Origin of the sequence: Klenkia terrae (assembly GCF_900491935.1) — a bacterium.
Taxonomy (GTDB): domain Bacteria; phylum Actinomycetota; class Actinomycetes; order Mycobacteriales; family Geodermatophilaceae; genus Klenkia; species Klenkia terrae.
Genome location: NZ_UEXK01000004.1, coordinates 1,537,331 through 1,552,401, shown reverse-complemented (window position 1 = coordinate 1,552,401; position 15,071 = coordinate 1,537,331). Strand labels below are relative to the sequence as shown.

Genomic DNA, 15,071 nt, shown 5'->3' with positions numbered 1-15,071 from the left:
GCCGACGCCCAGCGCCGCCGTCGAGGTCGAGGAGCGGGACGACGCGCCGCCGCCGCCGGCGCAGCCGGCCGCTGGCCGACCCCGCTACCCCGTGGCCGTCGCGCGGGCCCTCGGGCCGGCCGCCGTCGTGGTCGGCGGTGCGGTCACGGTGTTCGTCACGGCCACCGACCTGAGCCCGCTGACCCTCGTGCAGCCGCAGACGTGGAGCGCGCTGGGGGCGTCGGCGGTGCCGGCCCTCGCGGCCACCGTCGGCGCCGCCGCGGCGGGACTGGCTTCCGTGGTCGCGGCCGGGGGCGACGCGCTGGCGGGGAGGTCCGGCTTCGACCGCGAGGCCGCCCGGGCCAAGGCCGCCGAGGCGCGGCGGGCCCGCTGGTCGCAGCTCGAGCGGGCCGCCCGGCAGGCTGCCGTGGACGAGGCGGAGGCGCTGACCCGTGCCCGGCGCGCCGAGGCCCGGGCCGACCTGGCCGCGGCCCGGGACCAGCTGGACGACGCGGTCACGCGGTCGCGCCGCCCGCGGTTGCTGCAGCTCGTGCTGGACCGGGCGGCGGCGTTCGTGGCCACCGTGGAGTCCGCGCTCGGCCGGCTGACGCACGGGCCCGCACCCTCGGACGGCACCCCGCCGGTGGACGACGGTGCCGCGCGCGATCTCGCGGTGCTGGCCCGCGAGGCCGAGCAGCTGCGCACCACCCCGCCGGACGCGCGCGGCGTCCGGGTGGCCGAGGTGCTCGAGGAGGCCCGCCGACTGGGCCTGCTCGACGCCGGGCCCGATGCCGCCCGGCGCCGGACCGCGGTCCCGGCCGCCCTGGCCGCCGTCAGCGGCGCGTTCGTGGGGGTGGTCGTCTCCACCGGCCAGGACGCGCAGCTGTGGCGGTGGGTGCGCACCGTCGCCAACGCCACCGGGTGGTGGCCCGAGGAGGCCTGCGACTGCCCGCCCGGAGCCCCGTGCACCTGCGCGACCCCTGCGCAGTCCCCGACCACGCAGGCCCCGACGACGACGACTCCGGCCGAGCAGCCCCCGACCGCGGGCCCGCGCGACATGTCCCCGACGCCGGGCACCCCGACGCCGGGCACCCCGACGCCGGGCACCCCGACGCCGGGCATCCCGACCCCCGGCACCCCGACCCCCNGGAGGTTGTTTTTTCAAGCAGAAGACGGCATACGAGATAGCGTAGCGTCTCGTGGGTTTTTCATTTTCAGGCAGAGGCCGGCATGTCTGGTCTCGTCTGGTCGCGTGGGCTCGGAAATGTGTATAAGGGACAGGCCCACCCCGTACGGGTCCGCCCCGGACGCCGCGCCGCCGCCGGTGGCCGGCGCGGAGCAGCCGGTCGTCGACGTCGACGACTGGCCCGGGGGCGTGGGGCGCACCACCGCCGCGGTCGTGACGGTGGTGGCGCCGGGCGGGTCGCAGGCGGACCTGCTGGTCCGGTGGGTCGACCCGGGGCCGGGGCACCGCCCGGTGCTCGTGCTGTCCGACGTCCCCGGTGCCTCGTTCTGGTGGGGCGTGCCCGCGGCCGTGCTGGCAGCGGCCGGACTGGCGCTGGCCGCCCTGCGCCCGCCGGCCGCCCGGCTGGCCGGCGCCGTCGTGGTCGGGGAGCGCGCCGGGACCCGGTCATTGCTCAGCGAGCTGCCGGTCTCCCTGGTGGGCGTCCCGGCGCTGCTCACCGGCCGGGGCCCGCGGCAGCTGGATCAGTCCGAGGCCGACGCGGCCACCGCCGCGCTCCGGCTGCGGCCGGTGGCCGACCTGCTGGGCCGACTGCGCCGGGTGCCCACCGGGAGCTGACGGGCAGCGCCCCGGGCCGCTGGGTCAGGCCGCGGGGTCGGCCAGGTCGAGGTACCCGCAGCTGCGGGCGAGCAGGGCCGGCAGGTCGGCGACGACGTCGGCCAGCGCACCGGCGACCTCGTCGGCGGTCGGCACCGGGGCGGATTCGGCGTCGGCGTCGGGGTGGACGCGGTCCCACTCCCGCAGCACGGCGAGCTCGGCGGCGGCCACCAGGTCCGGCGAGGCGGCGGTGTCCTCCCACCGTCGCACGCTGGACCGGGGCAGCTCGAGCACCGGCCACCCGGGCAGGCCGAGCAGGCCGGTGGTGCCGTCACGGCCGGAGCCGAGCCCGAGCAGCAGCGGGCGGGCCCGCAGCCGCCCGGCGGCCGCGGCGAGGTCGGGTCCGCCCGTGGGCAGCTCGACCAGCAGCGAGCGCGCCAGCAACCCGGCCACGACATCGGCCGGGGAGGCCACCCCCAGGCCGGCTGCCCGCTCCACCAGCAGGTCCCGGCCGTGGTCGGTGTCCTCCACCGCGCCGTGCGCGAGGTCCCAGACCCGGGCCTCGTCGGCGTCCAGGCCCAGGCGCCGCCAGCCCAACCGCACCGAGCCGGGGACCGGTCGCGGCAGGGTCTCGGCACCCAGGCGGAAGCCCACCGGCAGCACCAGCGGGGCGGCGCTCACGCCGCACCCCCGACGGCCGGGTCGAGGTGGGCGGCCCGGGCGAGCAGCAGCGCCGGCAGGGAGGCCACCAGGTCGGCGAGCAGCAGGTCGGGATCGGTCGTGCGGGGCTCCGCGGCGCCGGCGTCCCGGTACCCGGCGGCGTGCCAGTCGACGTCGGCCCAGACGTCGGCGAACAGCGGTCCCCACGCGCACACGTCGCGCAGCACGCGGGCCAGCTGGACCCGGGGCAGCTCCGGCTCGCCGGGCAGGCCGAGCTGGTGCAGACCGGACTCCCCGGGCACCTCGCCGAGACCGGGCACCAGCGGGTGCATCGTGTGCGCCCGGGCCCACGCGCGGCGGCCGTCGGCGTCGTCCACCAGGTCCACGACGGCGCCCGCGGCGGCCAGCTCCGCCCAGCCGTCGGCGACGTCCGCCGGGTCCAGGCCCCACTGGCCGGCGAGGGCCGCGGCGTCGTCCCGTCCCTGCGGCCCCGGGCGGTCGCTGCGGCCGTGGCAGGCCGACCAGAGGTGGAGGGCGGCGCCGGACAGGCCGACCGTGCGGCCGGCGAGCTGCACGTACCCGTGCGCGGACCGCGGGTCGGGGTGGCCGGTGGGGGACAGGTCGAGCACGGTGAGCTGCCGGCCGAGCGGGAGCACCAGCGTCGCGGTCACGGGCGCGGCTCGGCGACGGCGTCGCGGGGGACGTCGAGGTACACCAGCTCGGCGGCCAGCAGCTCGGGCAGGCGGTCCAGCAGCCGGTCCAGCACGGCGTCCCCGGTCGGCGGCTGGGGACCACCGGTGTCGGCGACGGACGACGCCCCGGCCAGCCCGGCGGCCGCGGCCTCCAGGGTGGGGAACAGGTGGGCCCACGCCCAGATGTCGAAGGCCTCGGGGTCGGTGGTCGCCGACGGGCGCGACCAGGTGCCGAGCACCCGGCCGCCGTCCTCGGTGGCCAGCGTGCCCATCCCCAGCGGCTGCACCCGGTGGGCGCGGGCGAAGGCGATCCGGGCCTCGCGGGTGTCGTCCACCCGGGCGACCAGCCCGCGGGCGACGAGGGCGTCGACCACCGCGGGGTCGGTGCCGGGGTCGGGGTGCCCCAGGGCGTGCTCCCACGCCGTCCGCTCGGCCTCGCCGACCAGCTTCGGGGTCTCCCAGCCGATGCGGACGACGTGGTGCCGGGCGGACTCACCGGGTGCGGGGTGGAACGGGCCGAGGGCGTGGCCGACCCGCAGCAGCAGGGTCACGCCGCCACCCCCCAGGTGTCCAGGCACACCGTGCCGGTGCTGAGCAGCGGGTGCAGCGTCGAGAGCAGGCCGGTGAGCAGCTCGTCCGGGTCGACGAGCCCGGGGTCGGTGGCCCCGGCCCGGGCCGCGACCGCCCCGGAGGCGACGCAGGCCCGCCACAGGCTGGTCTCCATGTGCGCCCAGGTGACCAGGTCGTAGGTGGTGGAGCTGCCCACCGCCAGCACCTCCCCGGACCGGCCCAGGCGGTAGACCTGCGGCTGCACCCGGGTGTTGCCCAGGCCCAGCGCCAGCGGCAGCAGCCGGACCCGGTCGGCCAGGGCCCGGGCGGAGGCCTCGCCGGGGGTGGCCCGCACCAGCAGGCCGCGCTGCTCCAGGGTGTCCAGGTGCGTCCCGGCGTCGGCCAGGCCGGCCTGCTCCGCGGCCGCCAGCACCCGGTCGGCGCCCCACGGCTCGTCGCCGCCGTCGGGGTCGCCGTGCGCGAGCGCCCACAGCGAGAACTCCTCGAGGGGCAGCTCCTCGACCGAGGCGCCGAGGCGGACCTCGACGGCGCCCTGGTCGCCCAGTCCCAGGGAGTGGCCGACCGGCAGCAGCAGGTCGGCCGCGGACGACGGCGGCGGGGTGACACCGGGTGCGGACATCCCGGCGACCCTATCGCCGGCGGGCCGTCGTCGTCCCCGTGCGTGGCACCCTCGGGCCGTGTCCCGGCCGTTGCCCCCGCTCATGGAGTCGGCCAAGGCCGTCCAGGGCGCCGGGCCGCCCCGCGGGTTCGGGCCGCCGGTCGGCGCGGTGCTGGCCGGCGTCCGGCAGGTGCGTCCCCCGGCCGTGGTGCTCGGGGCGGCGGCGCTGCTGGCCGTGGCCCCGGTGGCGCTGCTCGCCCTCGCCGTGCTGCTCGCCGGCCAGCTGCTGGGCAGCGACCTGTGGGGCGTCGTCCGCGTCGTCGGGCTCGTGCCGGTCGTCGGGGTGCCCGTCCTGCTGGCTGCGCTGGCCTGGCGCGGCCTCAAGCGGGTCGTGCACACCGGCAGCTACGCCGACGGCTTCTTCCTGGCCCGGCTCGGCGTGGTCGGGCTGCTGGTCTACACCGCCGCGCTCGTGGCGATGCTGCTGGGTGACGACCGGCCGGCGCCGTGGACGGCGGTCCTGCCCTACGTCGTGGTGGCCTACCTCTGGCTGCCGTGGGTGCTGCTGCGGCTGCCCGCCGCCCGGGCGTGGCCGCAGCGGGTGGCCCTGCGGCACGGCACCGCGGTGGCCGACGAGCTCGAGGCCCAGCTGCTGTGCGCCGCGCGCCAGCACCCGGGCGGGCAGGTGCTCCGGTGCCCGACCACGCCCCCGCTGGTCCGGCACGTGCTGCAGCCGGTCGCCGACGCGAGCGGGGAGGGGTGGCAGCTGTCGTGGCGGTGCCCGACGTGCGGGCAGCCCGTGCCGACCCTGGCGCGCCTGGCCCCGGCGGGCGGGGGGACCGGCCTCGGCGGGGCCGACTGGCTGTTCCTGACCTGGGCCGCTGCCGACGCCACCGCCGCGGACCCGGCCGGCCTCGACGGTCCGGAGCTGGCGCGGCACGCGTTCGCGGCGGACGCCGGGGTGCTCGCCGCCGAGCGGCTGCTCGAGCTGGTCCCGGCCGGCCGCCCGCGGGTGCCGGTGCTGCGCCGGCACGGCCGGGCGATGAGCCCGCTGCCCGAGAGCTGGGACCGGTCGGCCATCGAGCAGGGCCTGCAGGTGGCCCGGGCGCGCCGCGATGCCGCCCGGCACGAGCTGGCGCGGCGGGGCGCCGGCTGACCCTCCCGCGACCCGGTCCCGCGCGCCGGGCTCAGCGGGTGGCGCGGATCTGGGTGCTGGTGTTGGACAGCGGCTCCCAGGCGCCGGGGTGCTTCTGCCCGGTGTCGACCACCCAGGAGGGGGTGCGCGACGCCGTCGTGGAGCCACGGCGGTCGGCGGGACGGGCGCTCAGCTTGACGATCAGCGCGAGCAGCCCGACGAGTGCCAGGAGCACACCACCGATGATCAGGAGCGTCGACATCATGGTGTCGACGCTAGGTGACCGACCGGTCCGTCGCCCCGACAGATGTCACCGAACATCACCGGACGGCTGCGGAGAGTGTGCCAATCCTGGTCCCACCCGTCCCAGCCGCCTCCTGCTCACCGGCCGGGGTCGCCGTCGAGCAGGTCGGCGAGCACCCGCGGCAGCACGTCGGCGGGCACCGCGTCCGGGTCGGGCAGGGCCTCCAGGGCCAGTCCGTTGGTCAGCGCGATCAGCACCAGGGTGAGGCCCTCGGCGTCCCACCCGGTGCGCACCGGGTGGTCGGCGAGGAACTGCTCGACCACCCCGGCCACCCGCGACCGCAGGTCCCGCCGGGAGGCGACGAAGGCGGCCCGGGCGTCGACGTCGCGCACGGCCCGCTGCCAGAACTCCAGGTAGAGCAGCTGCCAGCCGGGGTCGCGGCGGGACAGCTCACCGCCCACCGCGGCCAGCGCCCCGGCCAGGTCGGCGGTGCCGGCCAGCGCGTGCTCCACGGCGACGACCCGGGCGGTGACCTCAGCGTCCATCAGCGCGAGGAACAGGTCGTCCTTGCTGCCGAAGTTCGAGTAGACGGCGCCCTTGGTGAAGCCCGCGGCCGCGGCCACCTGGTCGGTGCTGGCGCCGGCGAAGCCGCGCTCGGCGAAGACGGTGCGTGCCGCCGCGAGCACCCGGGCACGCACCTCGTCGCGGCGCGGCCGGGTGCGCACCGTCACGTCGTCTGGTCTTGCGTCGTCCACGGCGGAGAGCATACTCGTGCGTATCGGATACGCACCGGTATCGAGGGAGAGACGATGAGCCAGCACGGACACCACGAGGCGCCCCGCCGCGAACTTCTGCCCGGGGTCACCCGGCGGGCCGCCGTCCTGGTGGTCGGCGTCCTGCTGCTGCAGCTGGGCTTCGTGCTCAGCTACGTCGGCGCCTTCCACTCCCCGGTCCCGCGCGACGTGCCGCTGGCCGTGGTCGCGCCCGCCGGGGCGCCGGCCGGCACCGCGGACTCCCTGGTCGACCAGCTCGACGGGCTGACCGGCAGCCCGGTGGCCGCCACCGCCTACGACACCGAGGACGCCGCCCGGCAGGCCCTGGCCGACCGCGACGTCGACGGCGTGTTCCTCCCGGGGACCGGCACCGCCGACACCCTGCTGGTCGCCGGCGCGGAGGGCGGGGCGGTGAGCAGCGCGCTGGAGCAGGTGCTGACCCAGGTCGAGGGCGCGCAGTCCCGCACGCTCACCACCACCGACGCGATCCCGGCCGGGGACGGCGACGCCCGCGGCCTGTCGGCGTTCTACCTCGCGGTGGGCTGGGTGGTCGGCGGCTACCTCGTCGCCTCGATCATCGGGATCAGCGCCGGCTCCCGGCCGCTGACCCGGGGGCGCGGTGCCACCCGGCTCGCCGCGCTGGCGGTCTACTCGCTGGTCAGCGGCCTGGGCGGGGCGCTGATCGCCGGCCCGGTGCTCGGCGCGCTGGACGGCGGGCACACCCTGGCGCTCACCCTGTTCGGCGCGCTGCTCGTCTTCGGCGTCGGCGCGCTCACCATGGCCCTGCAGGTGTGGACCGGTCTGGTCGGCATCGGGCTGGCCATCGTGCTGTTCGTGATCCTGGGCAACCCCAGCGCCGGCGGGGCCTACCCGGCGCCGCTGCTGCCCCCGTTCTGGGCCGCGATCGGCCCGTGGCTGCCGCCGGGCGCCGGCACCGACGCGGTGCGGGGCATCGTCTACTTCGGCGGCAGCGGGGTGGCCCAGGCGTGCTGGGTGATGGCCGCCTACGCGGTGGTCGGCGTCCTCGGCACGCTGGCCGGCTCCGGCCGGGCGACGGCGGCCGAGCCCGAGCGGGTCGACGTCCGGGCGTGAGCCTCAGAGGGCGACGGGCAGCCCGGTGTACATCTCGGCGAGCTCGCGGGCGGCCGCCTCCGACGTGCAGACCCGCTGCAGCTGGGAGAGCTGCAGCTGGGCGTCGAACTCGTCGCCGTGGGTGTGCAGCATCGAGGTCATCCACCACGAGAAGTGGGTGCACCGCCAGACCCGGGCCAGCGCCTTGTCCGAGTAGGCGTCGACCAGGTCGGTCTCCTTCTCGGCCAGCAGGCGGACCAGCGCCGCGGCCAGCAGGGTCACGTCGGCGACGGCGAGGTTCAGCCCCTTGGCGCCGGTCGGCGGCACGATGTGCGCGGCGTCCCCGGCCAGGAACAGCCGGCCGTGCCGCATCGGGGAGGACACGAACGACCGCATCGGCAGGATCGACTTCTCGGTCACCGGCCCGGTCTGCAGCTCCCAGCCCGGCAGCGCCATCCGGGTGGCCAGCGCCTCCCAGATCCGGTCGTCGGACCAGTCCTCGATCTTCTCGGTCGGGTCGACCTGGATGTACAGCCGCGAGACCGACGGCGAGCGCATCGAGTGCATCGCGAAGCCGTCGGGGTGCCAGGCGTAGATCAGGTCGTCGGTGCTGGGGGCGACGTCGGCCAGGATGCCCAGCCAGGCGAAGGGGTAGGTGCGCTCCCACAGCTTCCCGTCGGTCGCTGCGGTGACGATCGGCCGGGAGACGCCGTGGAAGCCGTCGGTCCCGGCGACGACGTCGCACTCGAGCACCTGGGCCACGCCGTCGGCGTCGGTGAAGGCGATGGAGGGGGAGTCGGTGTCCACGTCGCGGGGCTGCACGTCGGTGACCTCGAACAGCAGCGGCGGGCCGTCGTCCAGCTGGGCGGCGATGAGGTCCTTGACCACCTCGGACTGGCCGTAGATCCACACGTTGCGCCCGCACAGCTCGGGGAAGTCCAGCTTGTGCCGGGTGCCCGGGTACTGCAGGTAGATGCCGTCGTGCTCCAGGCCCTCGCGGTCCAGCCGGGCGCCCATGCCGACGTCGCGCAGGGTGTCGACGGTGTGCTGCTCGAGGATTCCGGCCCGGATCCGCGCCTCGACGTAGTCGCGGGACCGGTTCTCCAGCACCACGGACTCGATGCCCTGCACGGCCAGCATCCGCGAGAGCAGCAGTCCGGCCGGCCCGGCGCCGATGATCCCCACCTGGGTACGCATGGCAGGAGTGTGACCACGGTGACGTCGGCACGGCGACACCTCGTTCCCGCTGACCGGAAGCGTCAGCGGAACTCCTCCGTGCGGGCCAGCTCCCGGCCGATCCCGCGGGCCGCGACCTCCAGGACGGGCACCAGCCGGGGCAGGTCGCGCTCGGCCCGGTGCGTCGGGACGACGATGCCCAGCGCGGCGGCGACCACCGCGCGCCCGCCCGACCCCCGGACGACGGTGACCGGGACCGCGACCGACGCCGCGCCCAGGCTCATCTCCTCCGACGTCCGGGCCCAGCCGGTGCGCCGGACCTCGGCCAGCTCGCGGGCGAGCCGGGCGGGCTCGACGACGGTGTGCCGGGTCTGCCGGTCCAGCGACCGCAGCACCTGCTCCACCACCTCGTCCGGGGCGGCGGCCAGCAGCACCTTGCCCACGCCGACCGCGTGCAGCGGCAACCGGCTGCCCACCTGGCTGACCACCGGGACGGACTCCCGGCCCGACACCCGGTCGACGTAGAGCGCGGTCGGCCCGTCCCGGACGGCCAGGTGGACGGTGTCCCGGGTGGCGGTGTGCACGTCGAGCAGGAACGGGCTGGCGACCTGCCGGAGCTCGGCCTGCACCGGCGCGAGCAGCCCCAGGTCCCAGAGCTTGCGGCCGATCTCGTAGCGGCCGTCCGGTCGCCGGACCAGCGCCCCCCAGGCGGCGAGCTCGCCCAGCAACCGGTGCGCCGTGGTCAGCGGCGTGCCGCTGCGGTCGGCGATCTCGGACAGGCTGAGCCGGGGGTGGTCGCCGTCGAAGGCGTCCAGGACCCGCAGCGCGCGGGAGGTCACCGACCGGCCTGCTGCGGCGCTGCCACCGGCCATGCGCACCTCTTCCACTGAGCGGGAAGGTCAGGGTGCCAGACATCCGGCGCAGGTCGTACGTTGCCGGGCATGACCGGGACCACATCTCCGCTGGTCGTCCCCGCGTACCTGCGCGAGGCCGCCGACCAGCGCACCCCCGTCGCGCACCCCGCGTACCGCTCGACCGGGCTGCGGGCGCCGCTGCGCACCCCCGTCGACCTGCCGCACCGGCTGACCGAGATCACCGGGCCGGTGCTCGGCGAGGACCGGCTGGCCGCCGGGGACGCCGACCTGACGCTGCGGGCCGGTGGCGAGGCGCTGGGCCAGCGGATCATCGTGTTCGGCCGGGTGCTCGACAGCGGTGGTCGGCCGGTGCCCGACGCCCTGCTGGAGATCTGGCAGGCCAACGCCGCGGGGCGCTACCGGCACGTGGTGGACAACTGGCCCGCCCCGCTGGACCCGCACTTCGACGGCCTGGGCCGGGTGGTCACCGACGCCCTGGGCCGCTACGAGTTCACGACCATCCAGCCCGGCGCCTACCCGTGGGGCAACCACCACAACGCCTGGCGGCCGGCGCACATCCACTTCTCGCTGTTCGGCCGGGCCTTCACCCAGCGGCTGGTCACCCAGATGTACTTCCCGGGCGACCCCCTGTTCGGCCAGGACCCGATCTTCAACGCCATCCCGCCGACCGCCCGCGACCGGGCGATCGCCACCTTCGACCTGTCCCGCACCCAGCCGGACTGGGCGCTGGCCTACCGGTGGGACATCGTGCTGCGCGGCACCGAGCAGACACCCTTCGAGACCGACGACGACGGGTACGTCGCGTGAGCGACTCGGCTGGACGCGGACGCAGGCCCGGTGCAGGCGTCGCCGCAGCGGTGACGACGAGAGGACTTCCCTGATGGCGTTCGAGCACGACTCACCGCTGGTCCGCGACGCCGACGAGTCCAACGACCGGCGCCCGGGCACCCCCCGCCGCGGGTCCGGCTTCCTCGACGAGCCGCTGCTGCTGCGCACCACGCCCAGCGCCACGGTGGGCCCGTACCTGGCCATCGGCCTGACCTGGCCGGACGGCGCCGACGCGGTCACCCCCGGGACGACCGGGGAGATCTGGCTGCGCGGCACGGTGTTCGACGGCAACGGCGACGTGGTCCCCGACGCGATGGTGGAGACCTGGCAGGCCGACCCCGACGGCCGCTTCGCCCACGCCGACGACCCGCGTGGGTCGTCGTCCACCCCCGGGTTCCGCGGGTTCGCCCGGTCGGCGACACCGGGCGGGGAGTACGCCGTCCGCACGCTCAAGCCGGGCCCGGTGCCCGACGGCGAGGGCGGGCTGCAGGCCCCGCACGTCGACGTCTCGGTCTTCGCCCGCGGTCTGCTGGACCGCGTGGTCACCCGGGTCTACTTCGCCGACGACGACCTGGGGACCGACCCGGTGCTGGTGGGGCTGTCGCCCGAGCAGCGGGCCACGCTGGTCGCGCAGCCCACCGACGACGGCTACCGGCTGGACATCCACCTGCAGGGCGACAGCGAGACCGTCTTCTTCGCGGTGTGAGGATGACGGCATGACCGGACTGTGGGACGGCACGTTCGCGCGCGGGGGTGCTGCCGCTGCGGTCACCGGGGACGCCTGGCTGCAGGCGATGCTCGACGTCGAGGCGGCACTGGCCCGCGCGGCCGCCCGCTGCGGGCTGGTCGCCGAGACCGCCGCCGCCGAGGTCACCCGGGTCGCCGCGCAGCCCGGCGCGCTCGACATCGCCACGGTCATCGCCCGGGCGGCCGACGCCGGCAACCCGGTGCCCCCGCTGGTCCGGGTCCTCGGCGAGGCGGTCGGCCCGCACGCCGCGGGTGCCGTGCACGTGGGCGCCACCAGCCAGGACGTCGTGGACACCGCGATGGTGCTGGTGGCCCGGCGGGCGATCGCCGCGATCGACGCCGACCTGGCCGCCGCCGCGCAGGCCGCGGCCCGGTTGGCCGCCGACCACCGGGACGACGTGACCATCGGCAGGACGCTGCTGCAGCAGGCGCTGCCCACCACCGCCGGGCTCAAGGCCGCCGCGTGGCTGACCGGCCTGGTCGGCGCCCGCGCCCGGCTGGCCGCCGTGGACGCCTCGTTGCCCGTGCAGTACGGCGGGGCGGTCGGCACGCTGGCCGCCAGCTCGGGCTCCGGCCTCGACGTGCGGGCCGCGCTGGCCGACGAGCTGGGGCTGACCACGACCGCCGTCCCGTGGTTCACCGTCCGGCTGCCGGTCGCCGACCTCGCCGGCGCGCTGGGGACCGCCGCCGGCGTGGTGGCCACCGTCGCGCTGGACGTCGTCCTGCTGGCCCAGACGGAGGTGGCCGAGGCCGCGGAGTCCGGGGAGGGGCGCGGCGGGTCGTCGGCGATGCCGCACAAGCGCAACCCGGTGGCCGCCGTCTCCGCGCGGGCGTGCGCCCGGCGGGCCCCCGGCCTGGTCGGCACGCTGCTCGGCGCGATGGAGCAGGAGCACGAGCGGTCGGCCGGGGCCTGGCACAGCGAGTGGCCCACGCTGTCGGAGCTGCTGTCCACCGTGGGCTCGGCGGCCGCCTGGCTGGCCGACTGCCTGGGCGGCCTGCGGCTGGACACTGCGCGCATGGCCGCCGTCGTCGAGGCCGCGGGCGGCGCGCAGCTGGCCGGTGCGCTGGCCGACGCGCTCACCGGGTCGCTGGGTCGCGGCCCCGCCCACGACGCGGCCGCGGAGGCCGTGCGGCAGGCTGCCCGGGAGGGTCGGTCGCTGGCCGACGTCGTCGCCGAGCGCACCGACGTCGACGTCGCCGCCCTGGTCGCCGCGACCACCCCGGACGTCGGGGAGGCCGGCGCCCAGGTGGACGCCGCCCTCGCCGAGCACACCATCACCCGCAGCTGAGGAGAGCCCGTGCCCCCGATCGACGTCCACGCCGTGGTGGAGGGCCCCGAGGGCGCCCCCGTCGTGCTGCTGTCCAACTCCCTGGGCGCGACCCTGGAGATGTGGGAGCCGCAGGTCGCCGCCCTCGCCGAGCGCTTCCGGGTGGTCCGCTACGACACCCGAGGGCACGGCCGGTCGCCGTCGCCGGAGGGTGACTCCACCGTCGACGACCTGGCCGACGACGTGCTGGCGCTGCTGGACCGGCTGCGGATCCCCCAGGCGCACGTCGTCGGGCTGTCCATCGGCGGCATGACCGGCCTGCGGCTGGCCGCCCGCAACCCCGAGCGGGTGGACCGCCTGGTGGTGCTGTGCAGCTCGGCGTACCCGGGCAACCCCGACGCCTGGCGCGACCGCGCCGCGACCGCCCGCACCCAGGGCACCGGCGCGCTGGCCGAGGCGGTGGTGGGCCGCTGGTTCACCCCGGCCTTCGCCGAGGCGAACCCCGAGCTCGTCGCCCGGATGCGGGAGACCATCACCGCGAGCGACGACGAGGGCTACGCCAGCTGCTGCGCCGCCGTGGGTGCGCTGGACCTGCGCGACCAGCTCGACGCGATCACCGCGCCCACCCTGGTGATCAGCGGGGCCGACGACCCGGCGCTGCCGCCGGAGCACCAGCAGGCCATCGCCGCCGGGATCCGCGGCGCGGCCCTGCTGACCGTCGCGCCGGCCGCGCACATCGCGAACATCGAGCAGCCCCAGCACGTCACCGACGCGCTGCTGGCCCACCTGGGCGGTGCGGCATGACCGACCCGGCCGGCACCCCGACCACCGGCCCGACGACCGACGACGAGCGCCGCGCGGCCGGGATGCGCACCCGGCGGGAGGTGCTGGGCGACGCGCACGTCGACCGCGCGGTGGCCGCGGTGACCCCGCTGACCGCCGACTTCCAGGACTTCATCACCCGGGTCGCCTGGGGCGACCTCTGGCAGCGGCCCGGCCTGGACCGGCGCACCCGCTCGATGCTGACCCTCGCGATCACCGCGTCGCTGCGGCACTGGGACGAGTTCGCGCTGCACGTGAAGGCCGCGGTGCACAACGGGCTCACCGACGAGGAGATCGCCGAGGTCTGCCTGCACACGGCCGTCTACGCCGGGGTGCCCGCCGCCAACCACGCCCTCGCCGTCGCCAAGCCGATCCTGGCCGAGCTGCGGGGCTGAGCCCCGCAGCCGCACGGTGACCGGCCCGGCCGGTCACCGTGCGACGCCGGGTCAGCCGGCCGCGACGGTGACCGGGAACGACAGGGTGCCGGGCTGGAAGTCCACGGTCGCCGTGTCGGGGTAGGTGAAGACCCCGCCGAAGGTGATCGTGCCGGCGGTGAAGTCGGCGGGGACGTCGAACGCGGTGCCCACCAGGGCGGGGTCGTCGACGATGTCCTGGGCCGCCACCACGGTGCCGTCGGGCAGCGTGAGGGTGAAGTACTGCGAGGGACCCTCCCCGGCGCTGAAGGTGTCGGCCACCAGGTCGGTGTCGATCACCAGCCAGGCGCGGTCCGGCCCCGAGGGGCGGGCGGTCACGTTGGTGCCGGCGAACCAGCTCAGGGTCGCGCTCTGGATGGTCACCGTGAAGGTGAACGGCGTGGTCACCCGGCCAGGTGCGCTGATCACGCCCGGGATCTGCTGTGCCGGGATGGCGTCGGCGGTCCGGTTGACCCGGGTGGTCACCTGCAGGTTGTCCGGGCCGGGGGAGCCGTCGACCATCGACAGGCTCTGGGTGTCCACACCGTCCACGACCACCAGCTGGACGTCGGCGTCCTCGGGGGCGGACACCAGGGCCTCGACCGTCGCCCCGGGGGTGACCACCGAGGAGTCGACCGGGACGGTCTCGCCGCCGTCGACGACGTAGGACAGGGTCGGGGCGTCGCTGGCGTACCCCTCGCCGCGGTCCACGACGTACTCGACGACCCGGAACACCTCGCCGTCGGCGGGGGAGCGGGCGTCGTCTCCGGTGCCGACCCGGTCGGCCTGCGCCAACCCGGTGATCGTCACCCGCGCCGAGGCGCCGGACAGGGTGGCCGGACCCTCGGGCGCGGTCAGCTCCACGTCGTCGAATGGGCCCTCGGCGGTGTAGCCGGCCTCGGCCGGCGGGGGCTGGGGCACCTCGAGGTCACCGGCGCCGTCGGGCGGGGTGTCCCCGTCGGGGCTGGCCAGCAGCTCGCGGTCGGTGAGCTCCTGCGGCTGCGGGTCGGTGGGCTCGGCGGCCACCTCGAAGGTGACGTCGCCGTCGCCGGCCGACGGCGTGAGCGCGAAGAGGAGGTAGGTGGCGGTGGGGTCGCCGTCGACGAACAGGACCGGGCCGCACACCAGGTCGTCCTGCACGTCGGAGGTGTCGGCGTCCAGGTAGCGGAACCAGCAGCCGCTGTCGTCGCTGGTCACCCCGCCCCGGCCCTCGGCGTAGGAGTCGAGCTTCGCCTCGGCGTCGTCGATCACCTGCTGGGGCTCGACCACGGTGCGCCCGGCGTAGCTGAAGTCGTCGCCGCGCAGGAAGAAGAACAGCCCGCCGGCGACCAGCAGGAGGACCACGAGCACCGCGCCGCCGATCAGCAGCGGCTTCTTCCGGCTGCGCTTGGAGGGCTGCACGGCCCACGGCGGGGGACCACCGGCGGGGTTCCACGCACC

The 15,071-nt window shown here is 76.8% G+C and carries 16 protein-coding genes; 7 read left to right on the top strand and 9 right to left on the bottom strand.

The genetic code is table 11. From position 1 onward, the window contains the following. Nucleotides 1-1,804: 1,804 nt before the first annotated feature. The 4 genes from LFA75_RS08110 to LFA75_RS08095 are packed head-to-tail and all read right to left on the bottom strand — an operon-like array spanning nucleotide 1,805 to nucleotide 4,300. On the bottom strand, nucleotides 1,805-2,440 hold the full coding sequence (locus LFA75_RS08110; RefSeq protein ID WP_225233136.1) for a hypothetical protein: 636 nt from the start codon (nucleotides 2,438-2,440) through the stop codon (nucleotides 1,805-1,807). Continuing rightward, complete coding sequence (locus LFA75_RS08105) at nucleotides 2,437-3,090, bottom strand: hypothetical protein (protein WP_225233135.1); 654 nt, start codon at nucleotides 3,088-3,090, stop codon at nucleotides 2,437-2,439. Before LFA75_RS08105 ends, LFA75_RS08110 begins: the two co-directional genes overlap by 4 nt. Continuing rightward, entirely contained in the window at nucleotides 3,087-3,662 is a 576-nt protein-coding gene (locus tag LFA75_RS08100) for a hypothetical protein (RefSeq protein ID WP_225233134.1), read from the bottom strand. The genes LFA75_RS08105 and LFA75_RS08100 overlap by 4 nt, the downstream gene beginning before the upstream one ends. Then, nucleotides 3,659-4,300 (bottom strand): hypothetical protein, encoded by a 642-nt coding sequence (locus tag LFA75_RS08095; protein ID WP_225233133.1) that lies wholly within the window; start codon nucleotides 4,298-4,300, stop codon nucleotides 3,659-3,661. Before LFA75_RS08095 ends, LFA75_RS08100 begins: the two co-directional genes overlap by 4 nt. Before the next feature lie 58 nt (nucleotides 4,301-4,358). On the opposite strand from LFA75_RS08095, the gene LFA75_RS08090 reads away from it, so the two are divergent. Further along, on the top strand, nucleotides 4,359-5,435 hold the full coding sequence (locus LFA75_RS08090; RefSeq protein WP_225233132.1) for a hypothetical protein: 1,077 nt from the start codon (nucleotides 4,359-4,361) through the stop codon (nucleotides 5,433-5,435). A gap of 31 nt (nucleotides 5,436-5,466) precedes the next feature. Here the strand turns inward: LFA75_RS08090 and LFA75_RS08085 are convergent, their stop codons facing one another. Both LFA75_RS08085 and LFA75_RS08080 read right to left on the bottom strand, forming a co-directional pair. Then, on the bottom strand, nucleotides 5,467-5,679 hold the full coding sequence (locus LFA75_RS08085) for a hypothetical protein (RefSeq protein WP_225233131.1): 213 nt from the start codon (nucleotides 5,677-5,679) through the stop codon (nucleotides 5,467-5,469). 116 nt (nucleotides 5,680-5,795) lie between these two features. After that, entirely contained in the window at nucleotides 5,796-6,389 is a 594-nt protein-coding gene (locus LFA75_RS08080) for a TetR/AcrR family transcriptional regulator (protein WP_225233130.1), read from the bottom strand. Nucleotides 6,390-6,467: 78 nt separating this feature from the next. On the opposite strand from LFA75_RS08080, the gene LFA75_RS08075 reads away from it, so the two are divergent. Next, on the top strand, nucleotides 6,468-7,523 hold the full coding sequence (locus LFA75_RS08075) for an ABC-2 transporter permease (RefSeq protein ID WP_225233129.1): 1,056 nt from the start codon (nucleotides 6,468-6,470) through the stop codon (nucleotides 7,521-7,523). 3 nt (nucleotides 7,524-7,526) lie between these two features. Here the strand turns inward: LFA75_RS08075 and LFA75_RS08070 are convergent, their stop codons facing one another. Continuing rightward, complete coding sequence (locus LFA75_RS08070) at nucleotides 7,527-8,699, bottom strand: 4-hydroxybenzoate 3-monooxygenase (RefSeq protein WP_225233128.1); 1,173 nt, start codon at nucleotides 8,697-8,699, stop codon at nucleotides 7,527-7,529. Nucleotides 8,700-8,761: 62 nt separating this feature from the next. Beyond that, nucleotides 8,762-9,550 carry an IclR family transcriptional regulator gene (locus LFA75_RS08065; RefSeq protein WP_225233127.1) on the bottom strand — a complete coding sequence of 263 codons (789 nt, stop codon included), beginning with the start codon at nucleotides 9,548-9,550 and terminating at the stop codon, nucleotides 8,762-8,764. 69 nt (nucleotides 9,551-9,619) lie between these two features. Between LFA75_RS08065 and pcaH the strand changes: the two genes are divergently transcribed. The 5 genes from pcaH to pcaC all read left to right on the top strand — a co-directional run bounded on the left by pcaH (nucleotide 9,620) and on the right by pcaC (nucleotide 13,613). Then, nucleotides 9,620-10,360, top strand: a complete 741-nt coding sequence (gene pcaH, locus LFA75_RS08060) for a protocatechuate 3,4-dioxygenase subunit beta (protein ID WP_225233126.1) — start codon at nucleotides 9,620-9,622, stop codon at nucleotides 10,358-10,360. 73 nt (nucleotides 10,361-10,433) lie between these two features. Further along, nucleotides 10,434-11,087 (top strand): protocatechuate 3,4-dioxygenase subunit alpha, encoded by a 654-nt coding sequence (gene pcaG, locus LFA75_RS08055; protein ID WP_225233125.1) that lies wholly within the window; start codon nucleotides 10,434-10,436, stop codon nucleotides 11,085-11,087. Between the two features lie 10 nt (nucleotides 11,088-11,097). After that, nucleotides 11,098-12,417 (top strand): lyase family protein, encoded by a 1,320-nt coding sequence (locus LFA75_RS08050; protein WP_225233124.1) that lies wholly within the window; start codon nucleotides 11,098-11,100, stop codon nucleotides 12,415-12,417. 9 nt (nucleotides 12,418-12,426) lie between these two features. Continuing rightward, on the top strand, nucleotides 12,427-13,200 hold the full coding sequence (gene pcaD, locus LFA75_RS08045; RefSeq protein ID WP_225233123.1) for a 3-oxoadipate enol-lactonase: 774 nt from the start codon (nucleotides 12,427-12,429) through the stop codon (nucleotides 13,198-13,200). Continuing rightward, complete coding sequence (gene pcaC, locus LFA75_RS08040; RefSeq protein ID WP_225233122.1) at nucleotides 13,197-13,613, top strand: 4-carboxymuconolactone decarboxylase; 417 nt, start codon at nucleotides 13,197-13,199, stop codon at nucleotides 13,611-13,613. The genes pcaD and pcaC overlap by 4 nt, the downstream gene beginning before the upstream one ends. A 51-nt stretch (nucleotides 13,614-13,664) precedes the next feature. On the opposite strand, the gene LFA75_RS08035 is transcribed toward pcaC, so the two are convergent. Next, the coding region (locus LFA75_RS08035; protein WP_225233121.1) for a hypothetical protein at nucleotides 13,665-15,071 on the bottom strand (1,407 nt) is incomplete at its 5' end.